Raw genomic sequence first — 14,412 nt, forward strand, 5'->3', positions numbered from 1 at the left:
AACATCGGCGCACCCGATTGGCGCACCATTGTTCGCAAAATAACCACGATAGGTTTAAGGGATGGTAAAAGCCACTATTCTGAGGCCCGAAAACCAGTCGCCACAACAAATTTCTCCGAACTATCGGAGCGGGACGCCGGCGGCTTTATATTCGCGACTTTCGTAAACCGTTGTTTCAAAAGCTTTTGCAATTCCCCTTCGGCCCCCCCGGCAAGGACCTTGGCAACAAACGTGCCGCCCTCTTCCAAAACGTCAAATGCAAAATAGGCGGCTGCCTCGCAAAGCGCGATAATGCGCAGGTGGTCGGTTTGTTTATGTCCCGAGCTGCTCGCGGCCATATCCGACATCACCACATCAGCCTTGCCGCCAAGCAGATCCTTTACCTTTTGATCCGCATCATCCTCCATGAAATCCAGCACGTGCAGCTCGCAGCCCGCGATGGGTTCCATTTCCTGCAGATCAATGCCGAGGATCGAGCCGACGGATTTGCCCGAGCGCTCATTAAGCGCATTGACGCGTTTCACGGCAACCTGACACCACCCACCCGGCGCGGCACCCAGATCCACGATCCGCGCACCCGGCACCAGAAACCGGTATTTATCGTCCAATTCCATGATCTTGAACGCCGCGCGTCCACGATACCCTTCGGCTTTTGCGCGTTTGACATAGGGATCGTTCAATTGCCGTTGCAGCCAGCGTGTGGAGCTCAGCTTGCGGCCGCGCGCGGATTTGACCTTGATCTTTAACTCGCGCTGTCCGCGTCCGGATGTATTTTTGCCTGTCGGGGTCTTGCCCATCAGTATTCTCCATCTTCCAAGACGCCATCTGCGCTCATTTGGGCGTATAGCAGCCCCTCGCGCAAACCGCGATCCGCAACCGACAAGCGGTCCGTCGGCCAGCATCGCATCAGGGTTTGCAGAATCGCCGCCCCCGACATGATCAACGCCTGACGGTCCTGCCCGATGCGCGGATCGGCGCGCCGCCCGGCCGGACCCAAGGCCAGATAAGAGCGGATCACCCGGTCGATTTCTTCCGATGTCATGTGCAGCCCATCCACCTTGGTGCGATCATAGCGTTTGAGCCCCAAATGGCTGGCCGCAACCGTTGTGACCGTACCAGAGGTCCCGACGATCTGAAACTTCTCATGCGGTTCAGTGTCATGATAGGGTGCGAAATCGGCAAGGTTCTCCTCAAAGAACCAGCTCATCAGGGCAAAACGCGCCGCGTCATCCTCAACGTCATTGAATTGCTCGCGCAGCGTCGCCACACCCAGCGGCACCGAAATCCAGTCAACGACACGGGCGGCGGGAAGATCGGATAGGGTCTGCTGAAACCCGCTGTGCAGACGCATGATCGCCTTGGCGCGGTCATGGGGTGGCACGTCCTTGAGGTCGATCCACACCAATTCAGTGGAGCCCCCCCCAATATCCACCACCAAGAGGTTTTCGGTGGACCGCCCCACCAGGGGCGCACAGGAAATCACCGCCAATTGCGCCTCTTCCTGCGGCTTGATGATATCAAGCCTCAAGCCCGTCTCCCGCTGCACGCGTTTGATGAAATCATGCGCATTCAGGGCACGACGGCACGCCTCGGTGGCCACCAAGCGCATGCGACGCACCTTATTACGCTTCAGTTTTTGCTGACAGATGCGCAGGGCCTGTATCGTGCGGGTCATCGATCCGCGCGACAAGCGCCCGGTTTTCTCAAGGCCCGCGCCAAGCTGCACGGATTTCGAGAAACTATCCACCACATGAAAACCACTGCCCCTGGGCTGGGCGATCAACATGCGGCAGCTATTTGTGCCCAGATCGAGTGCCGCATAAAGCTCACCAGATTTGGGCGCAACGGGCGCGGGGCTCAGAGCCGATTTATTTTCGAGCGCGCCCGCACCATCGGGACGCTGTGGCGCCATCTTATGCGCCTTTCATTACGAGTTGGTCCTAAGCTAGTCGCTGCCCGCGTTTAGCGCAAGCGGCAGTCATGCGCCCAAGGATCATTTCGCCCGCGCCCGCCCGGCATTTGCCAACAAGGGGGTGACGGCTTTGCAGATAAACCACCTCACAGTCATTATGAGAATTTTGCGCCGCACGCCCTCTCGCGGGCCACAACGCTTCGCGCTACAAGGAAGCGTCGCGGAAGAACGGTGTTCTGTCGAAAAACGCCATCGGTATCGGGAACGATGTCGTTAGACAGGCCAGAACGGATCAGGAGGAATCACACCATGCCCGAGGTCACGATTGTTTACTGGCGCGATATTCCGGCCCAAGTGATTGTGGGCAAGGGCCGTCGTGGCTCCAAACGCCCCCTGCCAGAGCGGTTTGAGCAGGCCATTGACCGCGCCGCCATGAAGGTTGGCGCGGAAGATACCGACGCCTATCTGGCAGAGTGGCGCAAGGCGAAACCGTTTACGGTGGAAGGCGATCCGGAGGCGGTGGCGGATGCGCAAGCCGCGCGGCTGGACGCAGAGTATGACCGCGAGCGCATCAAGGCGCTGATCAACAACGACGGTTGGGCCTGACCCTGACCGCATTCTTCGACACCCTTCTTTCCCGAAAGGAACGCATGATGGCCTTGTTGAGCTTCAAAAAGAAAGACGCAGCCCCCGCCGCACCCTCCAACCCGGACGTGGCGGCGTTTCTGCGCGACTATTCCATCGAGGTGATGCCGCGCACCGCCCAGAAGGTCGAAAACTTCCAGGACCTTCTGCCCAAAGGCACACGCGTCTATGTCGCCCATATCGAGGGCACGCCCATTGAGGAGATGGTGGCCACGGCCAAACGCCTGAACGCGCAGGGCTATCCGGTCATGCCGCATTTCCCGGCGCGCATTATCAAGGACAAAGCAACGCTTGGCGACTGGATTGCGCGCTATCAGGGCGAAGCGGACGTGAAACAGGCGCTTTTGCTTGCCGGCGGTGTGAGCACGCCCCACGGTGATTTCCACAGCTCCATGCAATTGATGGAAACCGGGCTGTTTGATCAGGCGGGTTTTGAGCGGCTGCATGTCGCGGGACACCCCGAGGGCAACCGCGACATCGATGCTGATGGCTCCATAAGCAACGTCACCGCCGCCCTGCGCTGGAAGAACGACTTCCAAACCCGGACAGACGCAAAAATGGCCATCGCGACGCAATTTGCATTCGATGCCAAACCGATCATCAAATGGGCCGACGATCTGGCGGCTCAGGGCATCACCCTGCCCGTCCACATCGGCATTGCAGGTCCTGCCAAGCTGCAAACGCTGATCAAATTCGCGATCGCCTGCGGTGTGGGCCCTTCGCTCAAGGTTTTGCAGAAACGGGCGATGGATGTGACTAAATTGCTCTTGCCCTATGAGCCCACGGAGGTGGTCGCACAACTGGCCGCCCACAAGGCCGCGCATCCCGACTTCAACATCAGCCATGTGCATTTTTTCCCGCTCGGCGGAATCAAGAGCAACGCCACATGGGCCATGCAAAACGGTGGCGCGGATGCCGCCCCCGCAAATACCTGATCCAAGGACAGTATAATGACAAGAACCATCGTCGAATCGAAAACCAAGACCGCCATCATTGGTTTTGATCAACCGTTCTGTGTGATCGGGGAGCGGATCAACCCTACCGGGCGCAAGAAATTGGCGATGGAACTTGAAGCCGGTGATTTTTCCATGGTCGAAGCGGATGCGATTGCGCAGGTCGCAGCCGGTGCCACGGTGCTCGACATTAATTCCGGTGCCGTATTCACCAATAAGATGGCCGAAGACAAACGTTACGCCGATAATAATTTCGTTGAACCGCCTTTGATGAAGGAGTTGGTAACGCGGGTGCAGGCCATCGTTGATGTGCCGCTGTGCATCGACAGCTCCGTGCCGGGCGCTCTGGAATCGGGTCTCGCCGCCGCAGAGGGGCGCCCGCTGCTGAATTCGGTCACGGGCGAAGAGGAACGTCTTGAATTGGTCTTGCCGCTGGTCAAAAAATACAATGTGCCGGTTGTCGCGATTTCCAATGATGACACGGGCATTTCTGAGGACCCGGATGTGCGATTCGCCGTCGCCAAGAAGATCGTTGAGCGCGCGGCGGATTTCGGCATCCCGGCGCATGATATTGTCGTTGATCCTCTGGTGATGCCGATTGGTGCCATGGCGACGGCTGGTCATCAGGTGTTTACGCTGGTGCGGCGCCTGCGCGAGGAACTCGGAGTGAACACCACCTGTGGCGCGTCCAACATCTCTTTCGGCTTGCCGAATCGTCACGGGATCAACAATGCGTTTCTGCCCATGGCCATGGGGGCCGGTATGACATCGGCGATCATGAACCCGGTTGCTTTGCCTGTGTCGTTTGCGCGCATTGAAGCGAAGAAACTCGAGCTGGTGGCGGCTGGTGTGGTGATCCCCGATGACATGGACCTGGAGCTGTTTTGTCAATTGACGGGTCTTGGTTCGACAAAGCCCCGCCCCGGCAAAGAGATGGAAGCTATCCGAGCCGCAAACTTCTTGACGAACAATGATCCGCATGGCGGCGCCTGGATTGAATTCAACAAAGAAGCCCCAAAACCTGGCCATGAAGGTCGAGGCCGTGCGGGGCGTACGGGTGGGCGCAGAAGACGCGCATAACCCTTTAAAATAAAACACAATAGGTCTCTGACCCGGTGGTGCGCCACCGGGTTTTTTTGTTGTTTGTGATCCAAAATACGGGTTCTATTGCCCTCGCAGATCAGACAATTCAGAATTTTTTTCACTGGTAACCCCGTCTTAACGGACTGCCCGCTACAACCTCTTTCATCGAATATGACAGCCGATGTGGAGAGAGCGATGCAAAAGCAAAGATCTTGTTTTTTAGGGGTGACAACATGAGTGAACCGATCACCCTGGCATCCCGGCTCGATTTGCCCGCTGCCTCCGCCCTGATGACGACTTTCAGGGACCATCAGGAGGGTGACCTTGTCATGGATTTATCGGAGGTGGGGCACTTGGGCTCATTGTGCCTTCAAGTCATGATCGTAGCCGCGACTGATGCTGTTGCGGCAGGACGTAATGTCTCTGTGCTGAACGCCTCGGACCGCGTGCTCGATCAACTTCGTGTCATGGGAATGACACCTGAAACCATATCAAGGGGGCGTGTATGACACTCGAAATTTTAGCGGTGGATGACAGCCGAACGATGCGTGACATGATCAGATTGGCGTTATTGCCTGCAGGGTTCAATGTCCACACGGCTGACGATGGCGTGCACGGTATTGAGGTGCTCGACGGTATCGAACCTGATGCAATTATCACGGATATCAATATGCCGCGAATGGACGGTTTTGGGTTTATTGACGCCGTACGGGGTCAAGACAAACATCGGGCGACACCAATTTTGGTCCTCACGACAGAAGCAGCTCCAGAGCTCAAGGCGCGTGCGAGAAACGCCGGTGCGACAGGTTGGATAGTCAAACCCTTTGATCCGAGCAAACTCATAAAAGCACTTCAAATGGTCGCAGGATAATATATTGCCATGAATGACTCCAATGATCCAATGGCGGAAATCCGGGCTTCGTTCTTCATTGAATGCGAAGAGCTTCTGGAGGCGCTGCAAGACGGTTTACAATCTCTTGATGACGGCGATGTCGACTCGGAGACCATCAATGTGGTGTTCCGAGCGGTTCATTCAATCAAGGGTGGTGCTGGCGCTTTCGGCCTCGAAGCACTGGTAAGATTTGCGCATCGTTTCGAAACAGTGCTTGATGAGGTTCGTTCGGACCGGATGACACCTGACGCTGAAGCTTTAAAAATCTTTTTTCAATGCGCGGATCATTTGTCCGACCTGGTCCGTGTCAGCAGAGACGATGCGCCGCTCCCTGAGGGCACGACGGCCGCGTTATTGGCTTTGTTAGGTGGGCTACTTGGTGATGACCATATCGAAGAAGACGAGGCAGAAGACGAAAATATCGAGTTTCAACCGGCGACTCTCTCCTTGGATCTGGATCTAGGCGGTGACCCACTACCCGGCGATTTACCAGCTATTCAAAATCTCGATGAACCCTTACCCTCGGACGTGGCCGGTTACAAAATTACTTTTCGGCCCGACAACGAGCTTTTCGAAACCGGAAATGAACCGTTCCACATGCTGCGTGCACTTGATGAAATGGGCGAATGCTCTGTTACGTGTCATTTGGAGAAACTCCCTGACTTTAATGCCCTGGCACCGGAGCAATCCTATCTTTCATGGACAATAGAACTGAAAACGGCTGTAGACGAGGATGAGATCACGGCTGCGTTTGAGTTTGTTGAAGGTCTATGCGAACTGGTTATCGTCAAGCTCGGGAATCAGGTCGAGCCAAGCTCATTGCCACAACAATTGGAAGAGACACCCGTGTCCTTGCATGAAGAACCTGGGGAGTCGGAGCTAAATGCAATAATAAACCCACCCCAAATGGTAGAAAACTCTATTGCCAACGTTGAACAAGAAACAGCCATAGAGATTACGGTTCCGAAAGATGTCGGTACGCCCCCCCCACCCGCCGTAACCTCCGGCAAAAACGTTACCGCTCCAAAACAAGCGGCTTCTACTACTGCCCCGAAATCAGTGGTAAGGGTAGATCTCGACCGTATCGAAAGACTGGTAAATCTAGTCGGAGAGCTCGTCATAAACCAAGCTATGCTCTCACAAAGCTTGGAGAGTTCCGGCTTGTCGCCGCATTCAGATGCAATGAATGGTCTGGAAGAATTTCAACGCCTAACACGAGATATTCAGGACAGCGTGATGATGATCCGCGCTCAGCCGGTTAAATCACTATTTCAACGAATGTCTCGAATTATTCGCGAAGCTTCAGCTGCTGTCGGAAAAGACGTCAGGTTGCACACGGATGGAGAAGGTACAGAAGTCGACAAAACTGTCATCGAACGGTTGGCAGATCCACTTACACATATGATACGAAATGCTGTGGATCACGGTCTGGAATCTCCTGAAGAACGCACAGCGGCCGGAAAACCTGAGCAAGGCCGAGTCAATTTGAGTGCGGCGCACCGTTCTGGCAGAGTGATAATTGAGGTTTCGGATGATGGAGGCGGCATCAACCGCCCAAAAGTTCTTCAAATTGCTATCGACAAAGGTCTGGTGCCTGAAGACGCTTCGCTATCTGACACCGAAATCGACAACCTCCTATTTTTGCCTGGGTTCTCTACCGCTACCGTAGTATCAGATCTTTCCGGCAGGGGCGTTGGAATGGATGTAGTTAGAACCTCGATTCAAGCATTAGGAGGACGCATTACGATTTCGTCCACTCCAGGTGAAGGGACGACCTTTTCCATATCACTTCCGTTAACCTTAGCTGTCTTGGATGGAATGGTCGTACAAGTAGCTGATGAGACCTTAGTTCTGCCGCTTAACGTCGTTATTGAAACACTGACGTTGTCAAATAATGATGTCGAGATGGTTCGGCCTGGTGCGCACGTCGTTCGTGTAAGAAGTGGCTTTGTTCCCTTGTTTGATCTCGGGAAAGAACTTGGCTATCGCGAGCCTGTAAGAGACTATGAGGGTTGCGTTGTTCTGCTGATTGCTCACGAAGACGACAGTCACGCTGCCCTCATTATAGACAGCATCCAAGACCAAAGGCAGGTTGTCATTAAAGGTTTAGACGATAGTTTTTACAGAGCACCAGGGATCGCTGCAGCGACAATTCTAGGTGACGGTCAGATCGCTCTAATTTTGGACACATCCGATATCATATCCAACGCAATCGGAAATACCGGCAATCAACCCTCTCAAAATCTAACAGGAGCATCGGCATGAGCGAAAAAGAAATCCCCGCTTCAATTGAATTGTTGACATTCCAACTCGCTGATCAAGAGTACTCCCTCGACATAATGTCTGTTCGAGAAATAAGAGGATGGACACGGACGACTCCTTTACCTCACGCTCCAGCGTATATGAAAGGTGTCATAAATTTACGTGGCACAGTCTTGCCAGTAATGGATCTATCAGAACGGTTGGGTCTAAAGCCGCAACAACAAACAGACCGCAATGTTATCATAGTAGTGAACCATGACGACGTGATGACTGGCCTACTGGTCGATGCCGTGTCTGATATCATAGCCCTAACCGCTGACGATTTGCAACCTCCACCGGAAATGCAACCAGGTTCTACTCCAAGCGTCGTAAGTTCTTTAACTTTGATTGATGATCGAATGATCCGAGTTCTTGATCTAAGCTCAATCGTACTTTCAGTACAAAGCAATGCAGCATGATAAATAGACCAAATTCAAATAGCGAAATTGATCCAAAGAGTTTTGATACAATTGCAAAGTTAGCATATCGTGAAAGCGGGTTGATTTTGGCAGTCGAAAAAACATCTATGATACAATCACGCCTCAGGCACAGGCTGAAAGAATTAGAATTGCCTAATTTTGAGCTCTATACTGACTATGTTTGTTCTGAGCAAGGCTCAGTTGAGCGTAAGCACATGATTTCTGCGTTGACGACGAACGTTTCTCACTTCTTCCGAGAGCAACATCACTTTGACATTTTACAAAAGCAAGTGCGTGAAACATTACTTCCACGACTTCAAGCTGGGGATAAGGTCAGAATTTGGTCGGCCGGTTGCTCCAACGGGCAAGAAGCTCTATCGATCGCTATGTCTCTTTTAGAAATTAGTTCAGATATCGAAAAACTCGATGTAAAAATTTTGGCAACCGATATCGACGGCGAAGTGGTTCGTTTCGCTACCAATGCGCTCTATCCAGAACGATTTGTTTCCGGAGTGCCTTCAATGTTACTTGATAAATATTTCACTGAAGAGCTGACAAAAACTGAACGCGTTTACCTTGCGAAAGCAAATTTACGCTCCCTAATATCATTTAAAGAATTGAATTTGCTTGCGAATTGGCCAATGAATAGAAAGATGGATATAATTTTTTGTAGGAACGTGGTAATCTATTTTGATCAAAAGACACAGAATGATCTATGGCCTAGGTTTCGACAGTTGATTGATGACGAAGGTTTACTTTTCCTTGGCCACTCGGAACGAATACCGGAGCCAGAAAAAGTTGGGTTTCAGACAAGTGGGCCGACCGCATACAAACCAATATGCTAAACAATCGTCACTCCACTAAAAAATGAAGGAAAGAATATGTCTTTGCGTGATCAATTACGCATCATGGTTGTTGACGATATGTCCACTAGCCGCGGCCTAATTACACAAGCACTAGATGCCTTTGGTATTCCAAACGTGGCAACTGCAGAAAATGGGGTTGATGCATTGAAGGCTCTAGCAAGTAGCCCTGTTCACTTGGTAATTTCAGACTATAATATGCCTCAAATGGATGGCCTTCAGCTTTTGCATCAACTCAGATCTTCACCAAAAACAAAGGGGGTTGGGTTCATTCTGATAACTGGCAGGGCCGAACAACAGATAGTAGATCATGGGAAAAAATTAGGAATGAACAATTACCTAAAGAAGCCTTTTGAACAAGAAGGTCTAAGGAATTGTATTGAGGCCGTAGTTGGACGTCTTTAAAGTGCATAAAAACCCTGATTCCCCGGCATTTTCTTTGCGATTATTGAAGCGTATTAGCTTGCACCTGGACGTGCTTGCAGGCCATGTTTTTGATATTGAACAAACAGTTGGAGATACTGTTGCATCAAATGCATCGCATGATGACCTGGCAATTAGGAATTTGCAAACATTAGATTTTTTGCGTCAATCTTTGGAGGATATGGCTTTGCTTGCAGCGCTTTTGAGCAAACAGAATGAAGAGAGTTTTGATGAAAAAACAATTGAGCTGATTGGACGACAATTGAAATTAGAATCGACCCGTTGCTTACTAGAGTTTGGGGCTATAAAAGAGTTACAATCTAACGAAGACAGCCGAGGGGAATTGGACTTATTGTAATTTGGAAGTATGTTAAGGGGTTAAAAATGACCTTCTGATCTATTCATTTTTTTCAAGCTCGTAGAGTGATTTTTTTGGTTTTTTGGTCCAGATTTAAACGGTGAGGGTTTCTCGTTGGTGTTAGATCGCGCGGTAATCCCCGCTAGAATTGGTAGTGTTCAAAAGTGGATTTTTTTCAGTTTGAGACCTGCGCCCCTTAATATCCGCTAATTTGAGTTAGCTCTGTTCAGAATTGCTGCCCTACCCAAATTGGTCCCGGTCTGGGCAAGAATGAGCAGCCTCACTTGAATGGTCCGGATCGAAAGTTAGTGCATGATTGGCATTTGGTACACCGGGACGATGATTTCTGGCTCAGGCGAGCGGTTACCAACGGTAGCCATGACCGATCTGACGGCACACGCGGTTCTGGACCTATCGCGCTTTAGTGCCGCCCCCGGTGCTCGTTTAAGCCCCCTTCCGTTCGAAAGCGTACCGCTGCCCGGCAGGCGATTGCAAAGCAATCTGCCGAGAGGGGGCTTTTCCAGCCAAGTGCTGAGTGGCGGCGACGCGGATTGTAGAAGCCGTTGATGGATTCGAAGATGGCCATCTCAGCCTGTCTGCGTGTGTTCCAAGTTTCCCGCCAGATCAGCTCAGCCTTGATGGTTTTGAAGAACGTCTCGACAGCGGCATTGTCATAGCAATTTCCTTAACCGCTCATGCACTGCCCGGCAGCACATGTTTACATTTGCGAGAGGGGACGCTTTGAACCCGTATTGGCGTAGGATCTTCTGAAAATCATGCGAACAGTACTGGCTGCCACGGTCCGTGTGATGGATGCAGCCTTTTGGTGGTGTGCGGAAGGCGATGGCCATCTTCAACGCTCAGATTGCCAGATCACGCTTCATCCGGTTCGAGACCGCCCAGCCGATCACGCGGCGGGAATGCAGGTCGAGGATCACAGCCAGATACAACCAGCCCTCGCGCGTCCAGATATAGGTAATGTCACCGCCCACTTCTGGTTTGGTTGATCCGCCGTAAAGTTACGATCCAGCAAGTTTAGCGCAATGTTGAACTTATGATTGCTATCTGTCGTCACCTTATGTTTGCGCGTTCTGATGACAGATATGCCGTTCTGGCGCATCAACCGACCAACACGGCGGTGACCGATATCCAAGCCAATCTGTTTCAACTCCTCAGTCATGCGCGGCCTGCCATAACTGCCAAGACTAAGACGAGATTGTTCTTTGATGTGCGCCAACGTGACCAGATCAGACCGCTGCCTGCGGCTCGCAGGGCGACTGCGGAATGCCCGCAACCCACGCGAGCTGACACCCATGACACGACACATCCGGCCGATAGAGAACGCAGATCGGTGTTCCTCAATGAACCTAAACCTTACGGCTTTTGGCTCGCGAAGAACACCGTGGCCTTTTTTAGGATCTGCCTTTCCTCCTTGAGAATGCGCCCTCTCACACATGCAAGCATGTGCTGTCAGGTAACAGTATCTCGCGACGAAGCTGGTCATTCTCTTGGGCGAGGCCTAAATCCTCTTTGGACACTACATCCGCGTCACTGTGTGTCGTGATCCACTTGTTCAGCACATGCCCACACCCAAATCGTCAGCCACCTGCTTACGCGTCAGCCCACTGGTCAGCGCAATACGCACCGCATCTTGGCGGAATTCGTCTGTCCGTTTGAGTCCCATAATCAATCTCCTTTGTTGCAGTAAATGCTATCAAAGGAGCGGCATCAAACCGCGACAGGTCCAATCTGTCTCGTCGTTAGCACGTGTTTGGCACGGTCGGATGACCAACCTCAAACCCGGACGGTACTTTATTCAATCATCGGCAACGCCTTGAAATAAGCGTTTTCACCACTCGTTGGTCGTTTTGAGGGGTAGCGGCAACGCGGGTTTCAAATTTCTATGCTGGGGTATGGCATTGCAATATCTTTCACATAAGACAATGTTCGTTTTCCAGCAAAAGGTGAAGATCAATCAGCGTCCGTCTCGCGAAAAACCCTGACGGGCATAGTCGATCTGTGATGTCGCTACCGCCTGTCCAATCTCCATAAAGCGGCAAAAATTGTCGCTTCCAGGCCAGCCCTTCGACTTTGGACACCGGAGATTGGGACCAAGATCAGCCGGAGGTATCCCATGCAAACAACCACCCGTGTTGCCGTCATCGGCGGAGGTGTCATCGGCACTTCTGTTCTTTATCACCTAACGAAACTGGGATGGTCGGATGTGATGCTGCTTGAACGCTCTGAACTCACCTCCGGTTCAACATGGCATGCGGCGGGTGGGTTTCACACGCTGAACGGCGACACGAATATGGCCGCTTTGCAGGGCTATACCATTCGCCTTTACAAAGAACTCGAAGATATCACCGGCATGTCATGCGGCCTGCATCACGTCGGTGGGCTCACATTGGCCGATAATCAGGACCGGTTTGACATGCTGCTGGCGGAACGCGCAAAGCATCGTTTCATGGGGCTTGAAACGGAGATCGTCGGCCCTGATGAGATCCGCAAAATCGCACCCGTCACCAATATCGAGGGCATCATAGGCGCGCTTTATGACCCGCTGGATGGGCATCTTGACCCTTCCGGAACCACGCATGCCTATGCCCGCGCCGCCCGTATGGGGGGCGCTTCGATTGAGACGCAGTGCAGGGTGAGCGACACCAAACAGCGCGCGGATGGCACATGGGATGTGTTCACCGACAAGGGGGTCGTGCATGCTGAGCATGTGGTCAACGCGGGTGGATTATGGGCGCGTGAGGTCGGTGCCATGGCGGGGATTTATTTTCCGCTGCTCCCGATGGAGCACCAATATATCGTCACCGAAGACGTGCCGATGATTGTGGAGATGGCAAAGGACGGCAAGGAACACCCGCATGTGATGGACCCTGCGGGCGAGAGTTACCTGCGCCAGGAAGGCCGGGGGCTTTGCATCGGGTTTTACGAGCAACCCTGCCGTCCCTGGGCGGTTGATGGCACCTCTTGGGATTTCGGTCAGGACCTGTTGCCCAATGATTTCGACAAGATCGAAGAAAGCATCACCTTTGCCTATAATCGGTTTCCCGATCTGGCCCGCGTGGGCGTCAAGAACGTGATCCACGGCCCCTTTACCTTTGCGCCGGATGGTAATCCGCTGGTTGGCCCGGTGCCGGGGATGCGCAATTATTGGTCAGCCTGCGGTGTCATGGCCGGGTTCAGCCAGGGCGGCGGCGTTGGGTTGATGTTGGCGCAATGGATGATTGAGGGGGAGCCCGAGCGCGACACCATGGCGATGGATGTGGCGCGGTTCGGCGATTGGATTACGCCGGGGTACACGCTGCCCAAGGTCATCGAAAACTATCAGAAACGGTTTTCCGTCTCCTATCCTAATGAGGAACTCCCCGCAGCCCGCCCCCATCGCACCACGCCAATGTATGACATCTTGACGCAGATGGGCGCCGTCTGGGGCCAGCAATTCGGGTTGGAGGTGCCGAATTACTTTGCCGTTGGCGATGAGCCGACTTACGAGACGCCTTCCTTCCGCCGCTCGAATGCGTTTGAGGCGACGGCGCGCGAGGTCAAGGCCGTGCGCGGCGGCGTCGGCATCAACGAATTGCATAACTTTGGTAAGTACCGTGTCACAGGGCCAAAAGCACGCGCCTGGCTGGACCGGATCATGGCCGGGCGCGTACCAAGCCCCGGACGCGTGTCCCTGAGCCCAATGCTGTCGCCCAAGGGAAAACTGATAGGTGACTTCACCATCTCTTGCCTGGCGCAGGATCACTTTCAACTCACCGCCTCCTATGGCAGTCAGGCGTTCCATTTCCGCTGGTTCCAGGCGCATCAGGAACCGGGCGTAACCCTATGTAACATAAGCGATCAACGCACGGGTTTTCAAATCGCGGGACCGCTGGCGCGCAACGTTCTGGTCGCCTGCACCCGCAGCGATATTACCGATATGAAATTCCTCGACGTGCGGCGCCTGACCGTCGGGAGCGCGGATTGCATCGTGCAACGGCTCAGCTACACAGGCGATCTCGGCTTTGAAATCTATTGCGATCCAATGGACCAACGCAGCCTCTGGCACACTCTTTGGACCGCAGGTCAGGCACATGCAATCACGCCTTTTGGCATGCGCGCGATGATGTCACTGCGGCTGGACAAGTTCTTTGGCAGCTGGATGGCGGAATATTCACCCGATTACACCGCAGCAGAAACCGGTTTGGACCGTTTCATTCATTTCTCAAAGGACGCCGCTTTCATCGGGCGCGGGGCGGCCGAACTCGACCGCACCTCCCCGCCCAGGCGCCAGCTGGTGGCCTTTGAGGTCGATGCGGGTGATGCGGATGTGCAGGGATACGAACCGATCTGGCTGCACGGCGAAGTGGTTGGCTTTTGCACCTCAGGCGGGTTTTCGCATCACGCCGGGAAATCGATCGCCCTGGGATTTTTCCCGGTCAAACGGCTCAAGGGCGCACCAGAGGTTCATATTGAAATACTGGGCAAAATGCGCCCTGCGCGCCTGGTACACGACACGCTATTTGACCCCGATGGCACACGCATGCGGGGATGAGTATCGCTATC

At 53.3% G+C, this 14,412-nt stretch carries 13 protein-coding genes and 1 pseudogene; 11 read left to right on the forward strand and 3 right to left on the reverse strand.

Going from position 1 to position 14,412, the window contains the following annotated elements; genetic code table 11:
- Positions 1 to 74 precede the first annotated feature (74 nt).
- Both ROLI_RS10800 and ROLI_RS10805 read right to left on the reverse strand, forming a co-directional pair.
- Positions 75 to 797: an RlmE family RNA methyltransferase gene (locus tag ROLI_RS10800; protein ID WP_187430980.1), complete on the reverse strand. Its 723-nt coding sequence runs from the start codon at positions 795 to 797 to the stop codon at positions 75 to 77.
- Entirely contained in the window at positions 797 to 1,912 is a 1,116-nt protein-coding gene (locus tag ROLI_RS10805) for a Ppx/GppA phosphatase family protein (RefSeq protein ID WP_187430981.1), read from the reverse strand. The genes ROLI_RS10800 and ROLI_RS10805 overlap by 1 nt, the downstream gene beginning before the upstream one ends.
- Positions 1,913 to 2,221: 309 nt before the next feature.
- Here ROLI_RS10805 and ROLI_RS10810 point away from each other — a divergent pair, with 309 nt between their 5' ends.
- The 10 genes from ROLI_RS10810 to ROLI_RS10855 all read left to right on the forward strand — a co-directional run bounded on the left by ROLI_RS10810 (position 2,222) and on the right by ROLI_RS10855 (position 9,849).
- On the forward strand, positions 2,222 to 2,518 hold the full coding sequence (locus tag ROLI_RS10810) for a virulence factor (protein ID WP_187430982.1): 297 nt from the start codon (positions 2,222 to 2,224) through the stop codon (positions 2,516 to 2,518).
- A 47-nt stretch (positions 2,519 to 2,565) separates the two neighbouring features.
- A complete protein-coding gene (locus ROLI_RS10815) occupies positions 2,566 to 3,492 on the forward strand; it encodes a methylenetetrahydrofolate reductase (RefSeq protein WP_187431017.1) in 927 nt (308 codons plus the stop codon).
- A 15-nt stretch (positions 3,493 to 3,507) separates the two neighbouring features.
- Positions 3,508 to 4,590, forward strand: coding sequence for a methyltetrahydrofolate cobalamin methyltransferase (locus ROLI_RS10820; RefSeq protein WP_187430983.1), 1,083 nt, complete (start codon positions 3,508 to 3,510; stop codon positions 4,588 to 4,590).
- 236 nt (positions 4,591 to 4,826) lie between these two features.
- Complete coding sequence (locus ROLI_RS10825; RefSeq protein WP_187430984.1) at positions 4,827 to 5,102, forward strand: STAS domain-containing protein; 276 nt, start codon at positions 4,827 to 4,829, stop codon at positions 5,100 to 5,102.
- Positions 5,099 to 5,464 (forward strand): response regulator, encoded by a 366-nt coding sequence (locus ROLI_RS10830; RefSeq protein WP_187430985.1) that lies wholly within the window; start codon positions 5,099 to 5,101, stop codon positions 5,462 to 5,464. Before ROLI_RS10825 ends, ROLI_RS10830 begins: the two co-directional genes overlap by 4 nt.
- A 9-nt stretch (positions 5,465 to 5,473) precedes the next feature.
- A complete protein-coding gene (locus ROLI_RS10835) occupies positions 5,474 to 7,750 on the forward strand; it encodes a chemotaxis protein CheA (RefSeq protein WP_187430986.1) in 2,277 nt (758 codons plus the stop codon).
- Complete coding sequence (locus tag ROLI_RS10840) at positions 7,747 to 8,205, forward strand: chemotaxis protein CheW (RefSeq protein WP_187430987.1); 459 nt, start codon at positions 7,747 to 7,749, stop codon at positions 8,203 to 8,205. Before ROLI_RS10835 ends, ROLI_RS10840 begins: the two co-directional genes overlap by 4 nt.
- On the forward strand, positions 8,202 to 9,050 hold the full coding sequence (locus ROLI_RS10845) for a protein-glutamate O-methyltransferase CheR (RefSeq protein ID WP_187430988.1): 849 nt from the start codon (positions 8,202 to 8,204) through the stop codon (positions 9,048 to 9,050). The genes ROLI_RS10840 and ROLI_RS10845 overlap by 4 nt, the downstream gene beginning before the upstream one ends.
- Positions 9,051 to 9,086: 36 nt before the next feature.
- Positions 9,087 to 9,473, forward strand: coding sequence for a response regulator (locus ROLI_RS10850; protein ID WP_187430989.1), 387 nt, complete (start codon positions 9,087 to 9,089; stop codon positions 9,471 to 9,473).
- Positions 9,460 to 9,849, forward strand: coding sequence for a hypothetical protein (locus tag ROLI_RS10855; protein ID WP_187430990.1), 390 nt, complete (start codon positions 9,460 to 9,462; stop codon positions 9,847 to 9,849). The genes ROLI_RS10850 and ROLI_RS10855 overlap by 14 nt, the downstream gene beginning before the upstream one ends.
- 421 nt (positions 9,850 to 10,270) lie before the next feature.
- Here ROLI_RS10855 and ROLI_RS10860 read toward each other — a convergent pair.
- Positions 10,271 to 11,533 (reverse strand): annotated as a pseudogene (locus tag ROLI_RS10860) (IS3 family transposase).
- Between the two features lie 450 nt (positions 11,534 to 11,983).
- On the opposite strand from ROLI_RS10860, the gene ROLI_RS10865 reads away from it, so the two are divergent.
- Positions 11,984 to 14,401, forward strand: a complete 2,418-nt coding sequence (locus tag ROLI_RS10865) for an FAD-dependent oxidoreductase (protein WP_187430991.1) — start codon at positions 11,984 to 11,986, stop codon at positions 14,399 to 14,401.
- The last annotated feature ends 11 nt before the right edge of the window (positions 14,402 to 14,412 follow it).

The organism is Roseobacter fucihabitans, from assembly GCF_014337925.2.
GTDB lineage: Bacteria > Pseudomonadota > Alphaproteobacteria > Rhodobacterales > Rhodobacteraceae > Roseobacter > Roseobacter fucihabitans.

Bases quoted from the DNA above. Each gene is read 5' to 3' on its own strand.
- ROLI_RS10805 (WP_187430981.1), bottom strand. From the start codon at position 1,912: ATGGCGCCACAGCGTCCCGATGGTGCGGGCGCGCTCGAAAATAAATCG.
- ROLI_RS10810 (WP_187430982.1), top strand. From the start codon at position 2,222: ATGCCCGAGGTCACGATTGTTTACTGGCGCGATATTCCGGCCCAAGTG.
- ROLI_RS10825 (WP_187430984.1), top strand. From the start codon at position 4,827: ATGAGTGAACCGATCACCCTGGCATCCCGGCTCGATTTGCCCGCTGCC.
- ROLI_RS10835 (WP_187430986.1), top strand. From the start codon at position 5,474: ATGAATGACTCCAATGATCCAATGGCGGAAATCCGGGCTTCGTTCTTC.
- ROLI_RS10840 (WP_187430987.1), top strand. From the start codon at position 7,747: ATGAGCGAAAAAGAAATCCCCGCTTCAATTGAATTGTTGACATTCCAA.
- ROLI_RS10865 (WP_187430991.1), top strand. From the start codon at position 11,984: ATGCAAACAACCACCCGTGTTGCCGTCATCGGCGGAGGTGTCATCGGC.
- ROLI_RS10815 (WP_187431017.1), top strand. From the start codon at position 2,566: ATGGCCTTGTTGAGCTTCAAAAAGAAAGACGCAGCCCCCGCCGCACCC.
- ROLI_RS10830 (WP_187430985.1), top strand. From the start codon at position 5,099: ATGACACTCGAAATTTTAGCGGTGGATGACAGCCGAACGATGCGTGAC.
- ROLI_RS10845 (WP_187430988.1), top strand. From the start codon at position 8,202: ATGATAAATAGACCAAATTCAAATAGCGAAATTGATCCAAAGAGTTTT.
- ROLI_RS10800 (WP_187430980.1), bottom strand. From the start codon at position 797: ATGGGCAAGACCCCGACAGGCAAAAATACATCCGGACGCGGACAGCGC.
- ROLI_RS10820 (WP_187430983.1), top strand. From the start codon at position 3,508: ATGACAAGAACCATCGTCGAATCGAAAACCAAGACCGCCATCATTGGT.
- ROLI_RS10850 (WP_187430989.1), top strand. From the start codon at position 9,087: ATGTCTTTGCGTGATCAATTACGCATCATGGTTGTTGACGATATGTCC.